The following is a 13,923-nucleotide window of genomic DNA, read 5'->3' on the forward strand; positions in this document are numbered from 1 at the left end:
CGACGTCAACGCGGGCTACCTCTGCGCCCCCGGCGCAGAGGCCATCGGTTACAGCTGCTCGCCGTTGCTGGCGATCACCGCCTTGTACCAGCCGAAGCTCTTCTTGCGCGAGCGCGACATATCGCCGGTGCCGTCATCGTGCTTGTTGACGTAGATAAAGCCGTAGCGCTTGCTGTACTGGCCGGTGGTGAAGGAGACGCAGTCGATGCAGCCCCAGGGCGTGTAGCCCATCAGGTCAACGCCGTCGAGGGTGACCGCGTTGATCATCTCTTCGATGTGGGCGCGCAGGTAATCGATGCGGTAGTCGTCGTTGATGCTGCCGTCCTCTTCCACTTTATCGTAGGCGCCGAAGCCGTTTTCGACGATAAACAGCGGCTTCTGGTAGCGCTCGTACAGCTCGCACAGGGCGTAGCGCAGGCCCACCGGATCGATCTGCCAGCCCCAGTCTGAGGCCCTGACGTGCGGGTTCGGCACGCTGCCTTCAAAACCGGAAATCGCGTCGCCGCTGCCGCCTTCGGCCTTCACGGCGTTGGTCATATAGTAGCTGAAGCCGAGATAAGCGCAGGTGCCGTCGCGCAGAATCGCCTCGTCGCCCTCTTCCATACGGATGTTAAAGCCCCGGCGCTGCCACTCGTTGAGCACGTAGGAGGGGTAGTAGCCGCGTAGCTGCACGTCGGTAAAGACGTAGCGCTCACGCATCGACGCCTGGGCAAACATCACATCTTCCGGCTTACAGGAGTAGGGATAGAGCGGCACCATCGCCAGCATACAGCCAACCTGCATCTCCGGGTTGATGTCCCGCGCCGCCCTCACCGCCATGGCGCTGGCGACGAACTGGTGGTGCAGCACCTGGTACATGGTCTCTTCCGGATTTTCGTGTTCGGTGTAGACCACGCCGGAGCAGCAGTAGCCGAACAGCGGCGCCCGCCAGTTGCGCTGGTTGTTGATCTCGTTGAAGGTCATCCAGTATTTGACCTTGTGCTGATAGCGCCTGAAGACCACCTCAGCGAAGCGTACGAAGAAATCGACCACTTTACGGCTGGTCCAGCCGCCGTAAGCCTGCACCAGGTGTAGCGGCATCTCGAAGTGCGAGAGGGTGATCACCGGCTCGATGTTGTATTTGCGCAATTCATCGAACATGTCGTCGTAGAACTGCAGGCCCGCTTCGTTCGGCTCGGCCTCGTCGCCCAGCGGGAAGATGCGGGTCCAGGCAATGGAGGTGCGAAAACACTTAAAGCCCATCTCGGCGAACAGCCTGATGTCCTCTTTATAGCGGCCGTAAAAATCCACCGCCTCGTGGTTGGGGTAGTATTTGCCCGCCTCCACGCTTTGGGTGATTTCGCGCGGCACGCCGTGGGCGCCGCCGGTCAGTACGTCGCAGATGCTGGGCCCTTTGCCGCCCTGGTTCCAGCCGCCCTCGACCTGGTGCGCCGCTACCGCGCCGCCCCACAGAAAGTCTTTTGGTAAGGTGAGTTTGTTCATGGTGTTTAATTCCTTCGAAAATGCCCGTTAGCGGTGAGTCTGGCAAACGCGGAATTAAATGTCACGATATAACAAAATCGCTATTTTGTGATTTGTTACATCCGTAAAACATGGTGTTTTATGCTGATAGTTTCTTTGCCAGCTTGCGCCCCAGGCTTTCAAGAATATAGACCACCGGGATTTGCGTCGTGATGTCATACACGCCGCCTATGCGCATCGGCGTCATGTGCCAGGAGAGATTGTAGTCGGCAAGCTTCGCCAGCCGCGACTGTTCGTGGCAGGTTATCGACAGCACCTTGCAGCGGTGCAGGCTGAACTGGCCGGCAAAGCGCAGGATCTCCTCCGTTTCGCCGGAAACAGACAGCACGATGGCGAGGGCGTTTTTCGCCATGTCGTTGGTTACCGGGAAGTAGGGATCGTCGATGTGGTTGCTGAATTTACCGACGTTAGAGAAGAAGCGCGCGCCGTATTTCGCCAGCGCGCCGGAGGTGCCTGCGCCGACGAAGATAATGCGCTCGGAAGCGAGAATGACCTCTACCATCTCATCCAGCTGCTGCTCAAACTCCTCGTTGTTGACGCTTCTGAAGAAGCTGAGCATGTCGCTGGCGCCGGAGAGCGGCTGTGGAATATCGCTCTGTTCAAGATAGAGCTTAAAGCGCACGCGAAACTCTGAGTAGCCATCGCACTGCAGTTTACGGCAGAATCGCAGCACCGTGGTGGTGGAGACGCCCGCCGCATCCGCCAGTTCACGAATGGTCATATACATGACTTTGTCGCGGTTTTTAATGACATACTGGTAGACCATCATCTCCAGGTTATTGAGGCTGGCGATGGCGGCGTGGGAAAACAGGCTCACGGGGCGGCAACTCATTTAAGTAAAACAGGAAAGAATCATATCATGGCCCACAATGACATCACTTTTTTTCAGCGCTTTCAGGAAGACATCCTCGCCGGGCGCAAAACCATCACTATTCGCGACGCCGGTGAATCGCACTTCAAAACCGGCGACGTGCTGCGGGTAGGGCGCTTCGAGGACGATGGCTATTTCTGCACCGTCGAAGTCACGGCAACCTCGGAAGTGACCCTCGATTCCCTTAGCGACGAGCACGCCCGCCAGGAGAATATGACCTTGCCGCAGCTCAAATCGGTCATTGGCGAAATCTATCCGGGCCAGCAGCAGTTTTATGTGATTGCCTTCCGACTTATCTGAACAGCTGTCCGGTAAAATACGTTGATTATCCTGCTGATTTTTATGGGTTTATAAATATTCACGTTTTTATTTCGGCGAACATGTGTTCACTGGAATCATTCTCAGTTAGGCTAGGGGAGCATCAGACATTTTTTGTTCACCCGGAGTCCAGTATGGTTAGCAAACCATTAATCACGCAGGGGTATTCCCTGACGGAAGAGATCGCCAACAGCATCAGCCACGGTATCGGCCTGGTGTTCGGTATCGTGGGGCTGGTTCTTTTGCTGGTTCAGGCCGTTGATGCTAATGCCAGCGCTACGGCGATTGCCAGCTACAGTCTCTACGGCGGCAGCATGATCCTGCTGTTTCTCGCCTCAACCCTCTATCACGCCGTTCCCCACCAGCGGGCCAAGCTGTGGCTGAAGAAATTCGACCACTGCGCTATCTACCTGCTGATCGCCGGCACCTATACGCCCTTTCTGCTGGTGGGGCTCAACTCCGGGCTGGCGCGGGGGCTGATGATCGTTATCTGGAGCCTGGCGCTGCTGGGGATCCTGTTTAAGCTCACTATCGCGCACCGCTTTAAGGTGTTGTCGGTGGTTACCTACCTGCTGATGGGCTGGCTGTCGCTGATCGTAGTTTATCAGCTGGCGGTGAAGCTCTCCATCGGCGGCGTCACCCTGCTGGCGGCGGGCGGCGTAGTCTATTCGCTGGGCGTCATTTTCTACGTCTGCAAGCGAATACCGTACAACCACGCTATCTGGCACGGCTTTGTGCTGGGCGGCAGCATCTGCCACTTCCTGGCTATCTATCTGTACGTGGGCCAGGCCTGACGCTGAATTAAAGCTAAAAAAAACCCGATCGCCTTCCGTACACTACCGGCGATCGGGTGGTCAATGACCATTAACAACACCATCGGTAAACGCCAGTCGCCTTAGGGCGCCCCGCGTTAATGCGTTACTGCATGTTCCTCATTAGTTAAGTCTGTATTCCAGCTGCGTCATTTCGATCTCATCGCTCTCGCTTAGCGCCTTAAAAACGTAGTCCAGCGCGTTGTGTATACCCCATATGTCGAAGTAGTCATAGCTATCCTCGCTGTAGAGCTTATAGGCGTGTTTTTCACGCAATTGAGCGTAGTCGTACCACTGGCGCACATTGCCGTAGCGGTGGTGCCAGTCATGGCAAACCAGAGAGCCTTGCACGATAAGCATCCGGGTTGGTAGATGGACAAAGAGATGCATAAGAAGCCACTTTCCCCAGCGCGCGGAGTTACGCAAAGCGAAACTTTCCGGGCACATCTCGCCGCAAAAACGGGCCAGGCAGTTATTAATATGACTGTCTCGCACCGACTCTCCCTCTTTGCGCACCAGCCAGATATGCTCTGTCAGAAGGTGGAGCAGGGATGCCATCTGATAAAAAATGACGAATGGCAGCAGCAGGATGGCTACTGATGCCGCGATCCCCAACTGGGACATCAGCACTGCAAGCACCAGCCACCAGACCAGCGACATGGCAAGTCTGTAGGCCGGGACGCCTACCGTATTGGCTTTCAGACGACCCCAGAAAAAAAACAGATGGAATTTCGGGCTTAATAATGTGCCGACTAAGCGGGTATACAGGTCGCGCTTAGGTGTGCCTGGCCTGAAACCAAGTTGATAAATAGCGGCAAGATCCTTGTCTTCGAGCGTAGAGAATTCGCGACCGTGGTGTTCATAAACGTGAAACTGGCGGTAAGAGTCGTATGGCTGCACAATAAGTAGCGTTGAAAGGATTTCACACAGCATTCTGTTAACGCTTTGCGACTTGTAGAGGTGGCCGTGGACGCCGTGGTGAATAATCGTAGCCACAATGTAGCGCGCGCCTGAGGTTGAAAAGAGCGCGCCCAGCAAATAACAGAGCAGACGGGCAAGCAGCGGCCACGAAGAGTAGACGGCTAAACTTGTAAAAAAAATGCCAGCAGCGGTCCATATCAGTGACCATGCCGTCAGCTCCGTGGAAGTGCTCTGCCAGAGCGGCTTGCGATCCGGCAGCTCTTTACCCGTGAGCCAGCTCCATACCCCCTGAAAGGGCAATATCTGGTATGATTTTCTTATCGCTGTTGACTGATGATATCCCTTTATCAGACCCATAATAACTCCGGAAACAGTCGTTAAATAAAATGGTTAATGACGTAAAAGGCAGCCAGACTAAGCAGAACCGCCGTCACTATATTTTTGATTGAGAAAGCAATCACCACGCTTACCACCGCTGCCAGGAAATAGGGATTTAAGGGAAAGTCCCTGATAGCACCATGATCCATCAGAATAATAGGGCCACAGATAGCGGTTAATAAACAAGGAGCTGAATATTTAAGTGCTTTATTGATTATCACCGGCAGTTTTAGCGGTACCGTCGGCTCAAGAAAAATATAGCGATTAAAGAAAACAATTAGCGCTAACGCAATGATTAAGAACCAGCTCATTTCAGTGCTCCTTGAGTAGTCCGGAAACGAGAACTGCCGTAAACATCCCGCAGAGGCCGGCCAGAACAATGGCACTGTCGAAATGGTAGTAACTCAGTACCATCGAAAGTATGAGTGAAACGACAACGCCTACCAGCGTGCTTATCTTTTTAACCATAGGAACCACAATGGTAATGAACGTCGCAACAATCGAGTAATCCAGATGGTATTTACCGAGATCGGGAACAGCCGATGCCATCAGGATCCCGAGTAGGCTAAAAAAGTTCCACGATAAATAAAATGTTAATCCGGCCCCAATTAAATATGCGGGACTCAGTTCACTACGCTCTTTTTTTGCTTCGCTAAGCGCAAATAGCTCATCGGTCAGTAAAAAACCAATCGGCAGGCGGAGTTTTATTTTAAGGCAAGAGACAAATTCTCGTAGCGTCAGGCCATAGATAAAATGCTGGGAGGTGATGAAAAACACCGACACAACAATGGTAAACAAACTTGCGCCTGCCATCGTCAGTCCCAGCGTCACAAGTTGAGCCGCACCGGCAAAGATAATTGCCGACATACCAATACTTTGCCAGAAGGAAAGTCCTGCCTGAATCGCCATGGAACCTGCAAGTATTCCCCACGGGATCACCGAAATACATAGAGGGAGCATCTCTAGCACTCCGCGGAAAAAAGGTGCCCGGGAAAGCAACTGCGGCTCATTAACGGAACTGGTTTGATAGATGACTTTTCTCATAACTAACGCCAACGACTCGATACGATATATCGTCAACGCTAACGGACAACAAGAGAAGTGTATTGAATATTATTGCTGGTTTAACCACTTAGCCTTTAATGAATTCACCGGGGGTAAGTCCAAGACTATTTTTAAAATGCCGGTGAAAATGGCTCTGATCGGTAAAGCCGCAGATCATTGAGGTATCGAGAATAGTAAAGCCCTGGCGCAGTAACTCCTTGGCCTTGCGCAGCCTGGCCTGCACCAGGTAAGCGTGGGGCGTCAGTCCGGTCACCGCCTTAAACTGGCGCAGAAAATGCCAGTGGCTGAGGCCGGCCAGCTCCGCCAGCCGGGTGAGCGTATGGTCGGCTTCCGGACAGCTTTCGATAAAATCTTTCACTCTCAGGATCCGCTCCGTGGCTGCCGGAAGCCGCTGGGGTGGCCTGCGGGTTCTGCTGTAGCGTACGCTGAGCAGGGTCAGAGAGGAGAGCAGCAGCGTCTCCTTCAGCAGGTTGTTGCCCTCTTTTGCCAGCATGCTGAAAGTAAGCAGCAGCTGCTCTGACAGGCCGGGATCGTGAATGACCGCATCCGGGAACCAGGGGACAAAGCCTTTCCCTTCGGGAAGCTCGCGCAGGATGGTATTCAGCAGATCCGGATGCGGATAGATAGCGCGGTAGGCCCAGCCGTGCTCCAGCGCCGAGCTGCCGGTGTGCACGTCGTCGGCGTTGACGATGATGATATCGCCGCGCGGCGCGACGTGCTCCGCGCCGGAGCGGTAGAAGCGCTGGGCGCCCTGGTCGATAACGCCGATGCAGAAGGTGTCGTGAACGTGGCGGGCAAAGCGCTGCCTGTAGTAGCGCGCCTGCAGCATATCCACGCCGCCCAGCGCGTCAAGGCGGTGATATTCAGCATGTTCTTTCGGCGATCTCGTCACAGTCTCTCCCGCGCGCATTGGGCTTTGTACAAAATTGCCGTCAGCTCCGTAGGGGAGTGACGATATTTATCAGCCTTCCGTCAGCGAATAAGGCAGCGGCTGAATGTGCAGGGCGCCTGCATCCTCGCGTACGCGAAATTCGCTGTCGGGTTCCATATCATTGTTCATCACCACCTGAACCAGAACGGCGCCATCGTCGAGCTTTACGGCCGCCAGCACGGTGCCGGTACGGCGCCAGTTGTCGCCGAGCTTCAGCTCAATATCTTCGCCAGCCTCCGGCGCGCGGTCGGCGGAGCCTGCCAGCGTCCAGAGCGCGCGCCTGTTGGCGCCGCGGAACTTGGCCCGGGCGACCATCTCCTGGCCGGTATAGCAGCCTTTTTTAAAGCTGATGCCGCCCAGCGCCTGGATATTGGTAGCCTGCGGGAGGAACTGGGCGCTGTTGGCCGCGTCAATCACCGGGATACCGGCCTCAATGTCCAGCGCCAGCCACTGCTGGCTGTTATTCAGCGCGGCAGCGCCGCTCAGGGCTTCGGTGACGCGCTGCGCCGTGGCGTCGCTGACGACCAGCAGGAAGCGCTCCGCCGGATGTTCAAACCACAGCAGCGTGCTGTCATCGTCGCGGGTGACCGGCGCCTGGGCGTCGGGCAGGGCGGCAAACAGCGCGGTTAAGGCGTCGCGGGCGCCCGGCCCGGCCAGGCCCAGCAGGACGCGGCTATCGTCAGATGCGATGGTGACCTTCGAGAACACGGCGTATTTCTTCAGCTCGCTAAGCTGGCTGTCGCGCACGCTGCGGCGCTCGATCCACGCGTAGCCACCGTTGTCCTGAAACAGGCGCAGGTTGCTCCACATTTTACCTTTGGCGTCGCAGTGCGCGACGGACAGGTGTTGTTCCGGCGTCAGCTGCGCAACGTCGGCGGTAACCTGGCCCTGAAGATACTTTTCGCTATCGGCGCCGGTAATGGTGCCGAGCGCCCAGGCCTCAAGCGTCATTAAAGTCAGCGGCAGGCGCGCAGAAGAGGAGGGCTGACGTGCAGAAAACGGTGTAAAAGCCATAGTCATGTCCTGAATAGCTTAACGCAATGTTAATAAGCAATGGTAAAAGAGCCGCTGTGCATTGCAAGGGCTTTCCGACGTCCATTTGTGCCATTATTCTGCTCTGGTGCGCGCGGGTGAAAAATAAGGTAAACCACAGTTATAAAGCGGTTTTTCGCTGAAGCCGACGCGTAATAAGCAATATTGCTGTAAAGAATGGTCACAAAACGCGTTAAACTACTCTGTAACTCTATTCAGGAAGGACAACATGGACATCAATAATAAGTCTCGAATCCACTGGGCGTGCCGACGCGGAATGCGTGAACTGGATATCTCCATCATGCCGTTTTTTGAGTATGAATATGACTCCCTGAGTGATGACGACAAGCGGCTATTTATCCGCCTGCTGGAGTGTGACGACCCCGATCTTTTCAACTGGCTGATGAATCACGGTAAGCCGGCGGATGCCGGGCTGCAACGGATGGTGCAACTTATTCAGACACGGAATCGGGAACGTGGTCCTGTGGCAATCTGATCTTCGCGTCTCCTGGCGCGCGCAGTGGATCTCTTTGCTGCTTCACGGCGTAGTCGCCGCGCTGGTGTTGCTGATGCCCTGGCCGCTGAGCTATACGCCGCTGTGGCTGCTGCTGCTGTCGCTGGTGGTGTTCGACTGCGTGCGTAGCCAGCGGCGTATTAACGCCAGCCACGGTGAAATCAAGCTGCTCACCGATGCCCGCCTGCGCTGGCAGGATCAGACGTGGGACATTCTGGGAACGCCGTGGATGCTTGAAAGCGGCATGATGCTGCGGCTGAGGCGGCTGGATAATCGCAAAAAGAGCCATCTGTGGATCGCGGCTGACAGCATGGACGCGGGAGAGTGGCGGGATCTGCGCCGCATGCTTCAGCAGCCGTCGGCGCAGTAATCGCGGCTGTCAGGAAAAGTGTTCGGCCATCTCGCCGAGGATCTGCTCGCACCAGGTCTGCAGGCGCTCGTCGCTCAGGTCGTACTGATTGGTTTCATCCAGCGCCAGGCCGACAAACAGCTGGCCGTCGGCAATCACCGGCTTCGGGCTGGTGAACTCATAGCCCTCTGTCGGCCAGTAGCCAATAAATTTCACTGCTTTGCTTGCCAGCTTATCGTGCAGCATGCCGAGGGCGTCCAGGAACCACTCCCCGTAGCCAATCTGATCGCCCATGCCGTACAGGGCGACGATTTTGCCGTCGAGATTGAGCGCGTCCAGCTGCCCCCAGACCGCTTCCCAGTCCTCCTGAATCTCGCCAAAATCCCAGGTGGGAATGCCGAGGATCAGCACGTCGTACTGCTCCATCAGCGCCGGGGAGTCGTCTTTCAGATTGTGCAGCGTGACCAGCTCCGGGCCGATAATGTCGCGGATTTTTTCCCCGGCCATCTCGGTATAGCAGGTGCTGGAACCGTAAAACAGACCAATTTTCATTACCATAACTCTCAGTACAGGCTTTGACTTTGCGCTAGTGTATCAGAAAGGGGCTGCATTAAGGCATAATGGCCCGATTGCATCCGTAAGAGGCCGATGTGGAACAGGATCTCGTACAAATCGAACAGTTTCTCGATGCGCTGTGGCTGGAGAAAAACCTCGCTGAAAATACCCTCAGCGCCTACCGCCGCGATCTGACGATGCTGGTGGAGTGGCTCGACCGCCGTCAGCTGACGCTCGCCAGCGCCCAAAGCGGCGACCTGCAGCAGCTGCTTGCCGAGCGGGTTGAGGGCGGCTATAAAGCGACCAGCACCGCCCGGTTGCTCAGCGCCATGCGCCGTCTGTTTCAGTACCTGTACCGGGAAAAAATTCGCCCCGACGATCCCTGCGCGCCGCTGGCTTCGCCTAAGCTTCCGCAGCGGCTGCCGAAGGATTTAAGCGAAGGGCAGGTGGACAGGCTGCTGCAGGCGCCGCTGGTGGATACACCGCTTGAACTGCGCGACAAGGCCATGCTTGAGGTGCTGTACGCCACCGGCCTGCGCGTAAGCGAACTGGTGGGGCTGACCATGAGCGATATCAGTCTGCGCCAGGGCGTGGTGCGGGTTATCGGTAAAGGTAACAAAGAGCGGCTGGTGCCGCTGGGCGAAGAGGCCGTTTACTGGCTGGAGAACTATCTTGAGCACGGTCGGCCGTGGCTGCTGAACGGCGTCGCCATCGACGTGCTGTTCCCCAGCCAGCGCGCGCAGCAGATGACGCGGCAAACCTTCTGGCACCGCATTAAGCACTACGCAACGCTGGCGGGTATCGACAGCGAAAAGCTCTCCCCGCACGTGCTGCGCCACGCATTTGCCACGCACCTGCTCAACCACGGCGCGGACCTGCGCGTGGTGCAGATGCTGCTGGGGCACAGCGACCTCTCCACCACCCAGATTTACACGCACGTCGCCACGGAGCGGCTGCGGCAACTTCATCAACAGCACCACCCCAGGGCGTGAGGCTGAATACAAAGGACGCATTATGAAAAAAGGTTTACTGATGTTTTCCCTGCTGGCGGCAGCGCTGTCCGCCACCGCCCACGCCGATGACGCGGCGGTGCGCCAGTCGCTGGCGAAACTCGGCGTGCAGAGCACCGATATTCAGCCTTCGCCGGTTGCCGGCATGAAAACCGTACTGACCAGCGGCGGCGTGCTGTACGTTACCGAAGACGGCAAGCACGTGATTCAGGGGCCGATGTACGACGTCAGCGGCGCTCAGCCGGTTAACGTCACCAACACGCTGCTGATGGGCAAGTTCAACGCGCTCGATAAAGAGATGATCGTCTATAAGGCGCCGCAGGAAAAGCACGTCATCACCGTATTTACCGACATCACCTGCGGCTACTGCCACAAGCTGCATGAAGAGATGAGCGACTATAACGCGCTGGGGATCACCGTGCGCTACCTGGCCTTCCCGCGCCAGGGCGTGCAGAGCCAGGCCGAGCAGGATATGAAGTCCATCTGGTGCGCCAAAGACCGCAACAAGGCATTTGACGATGCGATGGCTGGCAAAGGCGTGAAGGCCGCCAGCTGCGATATCGACATTGCCAGCCACTACGCCCTCGGCGTGCAGTTTGGCGTCACCGGTACGCCGGCCATCGTCCTCAACGACGGCTACGTGGTGCCCGGCTACCAGGGCCCGCGCGAAATGAAAGCCTTCCTCGATCAGCACCAGAAACAGACCAGCGGTAAATAATCGGCGTGAAACAGCAGATACAACTTCGCCGCAGGGAAGTGGATGATTCCATCGCGCTGCCGGAAACCCTCCCGCCGCTGCTGCGCAGGCTGTATGCCAGCCGCGGCGTAACAAAGGCCGAGGAGCTGGAGCGCAGCGTCAAGGGGATGCTGCCCTGGCAGCAGCTGTCCGGCGTCGAAAAGGCCGCTGAACGGCTTTACGACGCCTTTCGCGAAGGGCTGCGCATTATCGTGGTCGGCGATTTTGACGCCGATGGCGCTACCAGCACCGCGCTGAGCGTGCTGGCCCTGCGCCAGCTCGGCGGCGGCAACGTCGACTACCTGGTGCCCAACCGCTTTGAAGACGGCTACGGCCTGAGCCCGGAGGTGGTCGATCAGGCCCACGCCCGCGGCGCGCAGATGATCCTTACCGTCGATAACGGCATCTCTTCGATTGCAGGCGTTGAGCGCGCCCGCGCGCTCGGCATTCCGGTGCTGGTGACCGACCACCACCTGCCCGGCGACGAACTGCCCGATGCCGACGCCATCGTCAATCCTAACCTGCGCGACTGCGGCTTTCCGTCGAAGTCGCTGGCGGGGGTTGGCGTCGCTTTCTACCTGATGCTGGCCCTGCGCACCTTCCTGCGCGACAAGGGCTGGTTTGAAGCGCAGGGCATCACGCCGCCGAACCTCGCCGAGCTGCTGGATCTGGTGGCACTGGGCACCGTCGCTGACGTGGTGCCGCTGGATGCCAACAACCGTATTCTCACCTGGCAGGGGCTGAGCCGCATCCGCGCCGGCAAATGCCGTCCCGGCATCAAGGCGCTGCTGGAGGTCTCTAACCGCGAGGCGCAGAAGCTGGCGGCAAGCGATCTTGGCTTTGCCCTCGGTCCGCGCCTCAATGCCGCAGGTCGGCTGGACGATATGTCCGTCGGCGTGGCGCTGCTGCTGTGCGACAACATCGGCGAAGCCCGCCAGCTGGCGAGCGACCTTGATGCCCTTAACCAGACCCGCAAAGAGATAGAGCAGGGGATGCAGGCGGAAGCGCTCACGCTCTGCGATAAGCTCGAGCGCAGCGCCGAGGCGCTGCCGGGCGGCCTGGCGATGTACCACCCCGAGTGGCACCAGGGCGTAGTCGGTATTCTCGCCTCGCGCATCAAGGAGCGCTTTCACCGGCCGGTCATCGCCTTCGCCCCGGCGGGCGACGGCACGCTGAAAGGCTCGGGGCGCTCGATTCAGGGGCTGCACATGCGCGACGCCCTGGAGCGGCTGGACACCCTCTATCCGGGGCTGATGATCAAGTTTGGCGGCCACGCGATGGCGGCGGGCCTGTCGCTGGAGGAGGCGAAATTCGATGAGTTTCAGCGCCGCTTCGGCGAACTGGTGACCGAATGGCTGGATCCGGCGCTGCTGCAGGGTGAGGTGCTCTCCGACGGGCCGCTCTCCGGGCAGGAGATGACCATGGACGTAGCCCAGATGCTGCGCGACGCCGGGCCCTGGGGGCAGATGTTCCCGGAGCCGCTCTTCGACGGTCGCTTTCGCCTGCTGCAGCAGCGGCTGGTGGGCGAGCGTCATCTGAAGGTGATGGTGGAGCCGATTGGCGGCGGACCGCTGCTCGACGGCATCGCCTTCAACGTCGATACCGCCCTCTGGCCGGACAGCAGCGTACGCGAAGTTACCCTCGCCTACCGCCTGGATATCAACGAATTTCGCGGCAACCGCAGCCTGCAAATTATCATTGACGCGCTGTGGCCAACTTAACGCAGTATTTCCTACAAAAAAAGGCCCGGATCCGGTAATATCGGGCTCTTACACCGCATTTTGACAAGCGCAGAAGATAATCGACCATGTTTGAAATCAATCCGGTAAAAAACCGCATTCAGGACCTCACTGAGCGCTCTGACGTTCTTAGGGGGTATCTTTGACTACGATGCCAAGAAAGAGCGCCTCGAAGAAGTAAACGCCGAGCTGGAACAGCCGGATGTCTGGAACGAGCCCGAGCGGGCTCAGGCGCTGGGTAAAGAGCGCTCCTCCCTTGAAGCTATCGTTGAAACCCTCGATCAGATGTCCCAGGGCCTGGAAGACGTTTCCGGTCTGCTGGAGCTGGCCGTTGAAGCCGACGACGAAGAGACCTTCAATGAAGCCGTCGCCGAGCTGGACGGGCTGGACGCCAAGCTGGCGCAGCTCGAATTCCGCCGCATGTTCTCCGGCGAGTACGATAACGCCGACTGCTATCTGGATATCCAGGCGGGCTCCGGCGGTACTGAAGCCCAGGACTGGGCCAGCATGCTGATGCGTATGTATCTGCGCTGGGCCGAAGCGCGCGGCTTCAAGACTGAGATTATTGAAGAGTCTGAAGGCGAAGTGGCGGGCATTAAATCCGTCACCATTAAAATCGTCGGCGACTACGCCTATGGCTGGCTGCGTACCGAAACCGGCGTCCATCGCCTGGTGCGCAAGAGCCCGTTCGATTCCGGCGGCCGTCGCCACACTTCCTTTAGTTCTGCGTTTGTCTATCCGGAAGTGGAAGACGATATTGATATCGAAATCAATCCTGCGGATCTGCGTATTGACGTCTACCGCGCCTCCGGCGCCGGCGGCCAGCACGTTAACCGTACCGAATCCGCGGTCCGTATTACCCACCTCCCGACCGGGCTCGTGACGCAGTGTCAGAATGACCGCTCGCAGCACAAGAATAAAGACCAGGCTATGAAGCAGATGAAAGCTAAGCTTTATGAACTGGAGATGCAGAAGAAAAATGCTGAAAAGCAGGCGATGGAGGACAATAAGTCCGATATCGGCTGGGGAAGTCAGATCCGCTCCTATGTCCTGGATGACTCCCGCATTAAAGATCTGCGTACCGGGGTGGAAACCCGCAATACCCAGGCCGTGCTTGACGGCAGCCTGGATCAATTTATAGAAGCAAGTTTGAAAGCAGGATTATGAGGAA

General features: G+C 57.5%; 16 protein-coding genes. 8 read left to right on the forward strand and 8 right to left on the reverse strand.

Going from position 1 to position 13,923, the window contains the following annotated elements:
• Positions 1 to 48: 48 nt before the first annotated feature.
• On the reverse strand, positions 49 to 1,482 hold the full coding sequence (locus ENGE1_RS14345) for a 6-phospho-beta-glucosidase (protein ID WP_048254073.1): 1,434 nt from the start codon (positions 1,480 to 1,482) through the stop codon (positions 49 to 51).
• A 118-nt stretch (positions 1,483 to 1,600) separates the two neighbouring features.
• Positions 1,601 to 2,332 carry a MurR/RpiR family transcriptional regulator gene (locus tag ENGE1_RS14350; protein WP_218016957.1) on the reverse strand — a complete coding sequence of 244 codons (732 nt, stop codon included), beginning with the start codon at positions 2,330 to 2,332 and terminating at the stop codon, positions 1,601 to 1,603.
• A 48-nt stretch (positions 2,333 to 2,380) separates the two neighbouring features.
• Here ENGE1_RS14350 and yqfB point away from each other — a divergent pair, with 48 nt between their 5' ends.
• Together yqfB and trhA are read left to right on the forward strand one after the other, a co-directional pair.
• Positions 2,381 to 2,692: a N(4)-acetylcytidine aminohydrolase gene (gene yqfB / locus ENGE1_RS14355; protein WP_048254074.1), complete on the forward strand. Its 312-nt coding sequence runs from the start codon at positions 2,381 to 2,383 to the stop codon at positions 2,690 to 2,692.
• Between the two features lie 152 nt (positions 2,693 to 2,844).
• Entirely contained in the window at positions 2,845 to 3,504 is a 660-nt protein-coding gene (trhA, locus tag ENGE1_RS14360) for a PAQR family membrane homeostasis protein TrhA (RefSeq protein ID WP_045289030.1), read from the forward strand.
• Positions 3,505 to 3,645: 141 nt separating this feature from the next.
• On the opposite strand, the gene ENGE1_RS14365 is transcribed toward trhA, so the two are convergent.
• The 5 genes from ENGE1_RS14365 to ygfZ all read right to left on the reverse strand — a co-directional run bounded on the left by ENGE1_RS14365 (position 3,646) and on the right by ygfZ (position 7,831).
• Positions 3,646 to 4,800, reverse strand: coding sequence for a fatty acid desaturase (locus ENGE1_RS14365; protein ID WP_197737250.1), 1,155 nt, complete (start codon positions 4,798 to 4,800; stop codon positions 3,646 to 3,648).
• 20 nt (positions 4,801 to 4,820) lie between these two features.
• Complete coding sequence (locus tag ENGE1_RS14370; protein WP_048254075.1) at positions 4,821 to 5,132, reverse strand: AzlD domain-containing protein; 312 nt, start codon at positions 5,130 to 5,132, stop codon at positions 4,821 to 4,823.
• A gap of 1 nt (position 5,133) precedes the next feature.
• Positions 5,134 to 5,865, reverse strand: coding sequence for an AzlC family ABC transporter permease (locus ENGE1_RS14375; RefSeq protein ID WP_043082122.1), 732 nt, complete (start codon positions 5,863 to 5,865; stop codon positions 5,134 to 5,136).
• Between the two features lie 88 nt (positions 5,866 to 5,953).
• On the reverse strand, positions 5,954 to 6,796 hold the full coding sequence (locus ENGE1_RS14380) for an AraC family transcriptional regulator (RefSeq protein WP_086499160.1): 843 nt from the start codon (positions 6,794 to 6,796) through the stop codon (positions 5,954 to 5,956).
• A 51-nt stretch (positions 6,797 to 6,847) separates the two neighbouring features.
• Positions 6,848 to 7,831, reverse strand: a complete 984-nt coding sequence (gene ygfZ, locus ENGE1_RS14385; RefSeq protein WP_048254077.1) for a tRNA-modifying protein YgfZ — start codon at positions 7,829 to 7,831, stop codon at positions 6,848 to 6,850.
• 247 nt (positions 7,832 to 8,078) lie between these two features.
• Here ygfZ and sdhE point away from each other — a divergent pair, with 247 nt between their 5' ends.
• Complete coding sequence (gene sdhE / locus ENGE1_RS14390; RefSeq protein ID WP_043082124.1) at positions 8,079 to 8,345, forward strand: FAD assembly factor SdhE; 267 nt, start codon at positions 8,079 to 8,081, stop codon at positions 8,343 to 8,345.
• Positions 8,326 to 8,733, forward strand: a complete 408-nt coding sequence (locus ENGE1_RS14395) for a protein YgfX (RefSeq protein WP_043082125.1) — start codon at positions 8,326 to 8,328, stop codon at positions 8,731 to 8,733. The genes sdhE and ENGE1_RS14395 overlap by 20 nt, the downstream gene beginning before the upstream one ends.
• Positions 8,734 to 8,742: 9 nt before the next feature.
• Here ENGE1_RS14395 and fldB read toward each other — a convergent pair whose 3' ends face one another.
• Positions 8,743 to 9,264, reverse strand: coding sequence for a flavodoxin FldB (gene fldB, locus ENGE1_RS14400; RefSeq protein WP_045289085.1), 522 nt, complete (start codon positions 9,262 to 9,264; stop codon positions 8,743 to 8,745).
• Positions 9,265 to 9,362: 98 nt separating this feature from the next.
• On the opposite strand from fldB, the gene xerD reads away from it, so the two are divergent.
• The 4 genes from xerD to prfB all read left to right on the forward strand — a co-directional run bounded on the left by xerD (position 9,363) and on the right by prfB (position 13,919).
• Positions 9,363 to 10,259 (forward strand): site-specific tyrosine recombinase XerD, encoded by an 897-nt coding sequence (gene xerD / locus ENGE1_RS14405; RefSeq protein ID WP_045289036.1) that lies wholly within the window; start codon positions 9,363 to 9,365, stop codon positions 10,257 to 10,259.
• A gap of 22 nt (positions 10,260 to 10,281) precedes the next feature.
• Positions 10,282 to 10,995, forward strand: coding sequence for a bifunctional protein-disulfide isomerase/oxidoreductase DsbC (gene dsbC, locus ENGE1_RS14410; protein WP_048254078.1), 714 nt, complete (start codon positions 10,282 to 10,284; stop codon positions 10,993 to 10,995).
• Positions 10,996 to 11,000: 5 nt separating this feature from the next.
• Positions 11,001 to 12,734, forward strand: a complete 1,734-nt coding sequence (gene recJ / locus ENGE1_RS14415; protein ID WP_043082128.1) for a single-stranded-DNA-specific exonuclease RecJ — start codon at positions 11,001 to 11,003, stop codon at positions 12,732 to 12,734.
• An 86-nt stretch (positions 12,735 to 12,820) separates the two neighbouring features.
• Positions 12,821 to 13,919, forward strand: a protein-coding gene (prfB, locus tag ENGE1_RS14420; protein ID WP_098938900.1) for a peptide chain release factor 2 whose coding sequence is annotated in 2 segments (ribosomal slippage) — positions 12,821 to 12,895 and positions 12,897 to 13,919 — 1,098 coding nt in all. Because the reading frame shifts where the segments join, the coding sequence is not laid out codon by codon here.
• Positions 13,920 to 13,923 lie beyond the last annotated feature (4 nt).

Origin of the sequence: Pluralibacter gergoviae ATCC 33028 = NBRC 105706, from assembly GCF_001598855.1 — a bacterium.
Lineage (GTDB): Bacteria > Pseudomonadota > Gammaproteobacteria > Enterobacterales > Enterobacteriaceae > Pluralibacter > Pluralibacter gergoviae.

Coding starts and splice junctions, on each gene's coding strand:
- ENGE1_RS14345 (WP_048254073.1), bottom strand. CDS start 1,482: ATGAACAAACTCACCTTACCAAAAGACTTTCTGTGGGGCGGCGCGGTA.
- yqfB (WP_048254074.1), top strand. CDS start 2,381: ATGGCCCACAATGACATCACTTTTTTTCAGCGCTTTCAGGAAGACATC.
- trhA (WP_045289030.1), top strand. CDS start 2,845: ATGGTTAGCAAACCATTAATCACGCAGGGGTATTCCCTGACGGAAGAG.
- ENGE1_RS14365 (WP_197737250.1), bottom strand. CDS start 4,800: ATGGGTCTGATAAAGGGATATCATCAGTCAACAGCGATAAGAAAATCA.
- ENGE1_RS14370 (WP_048254075.1), bottom strand. CDS start 5,132: ATGAGCTGGTTCTTAATCATTGCGTTAGCGCTAATTGTTTTCTTTAAT.
- ENGE1_RS14375 (WP_043082122.1), bottom strand. CDS start 5,865: ATGAGAAAAGTCATCTATCAAACCAGTTCCGTTAATGAGCCGCAGTTG.
- ENGE1_RS14380 (WP_086499160.1), bottom strand. CDS start 6,796: ATGCGCGCGGGAGAGACTGTGACGAGATCGCCGAAAGAACATGCTGAA.
- ygfZ (WP_048254077.1), bottom strand. CDS start 7,831: ATGGCTTTTACACCGTTTTCTGCACGTCAGCCCTCCTCTTCTGCGCGC.
- sdhE (WP_043082124.1), top strand. CDS start 8,079: ATGGACATCAATAATAAGTCTCGAATCCACTGGGCGTGCCGACGCGGA.
- fldB (WP_045289085.1), bottom strand. CDS start 9,264: ATGAAAATTGGTCTGTTTTACGGTTCCAGCACCTGCTATACCGAGATG.
- dsbC (WP_048254078.1), top strand. CDS start 10,282: ATGAAAAAAGGTTTACTGATGTTTTCCCTGCTGGCGGCAGCGCTGTCC.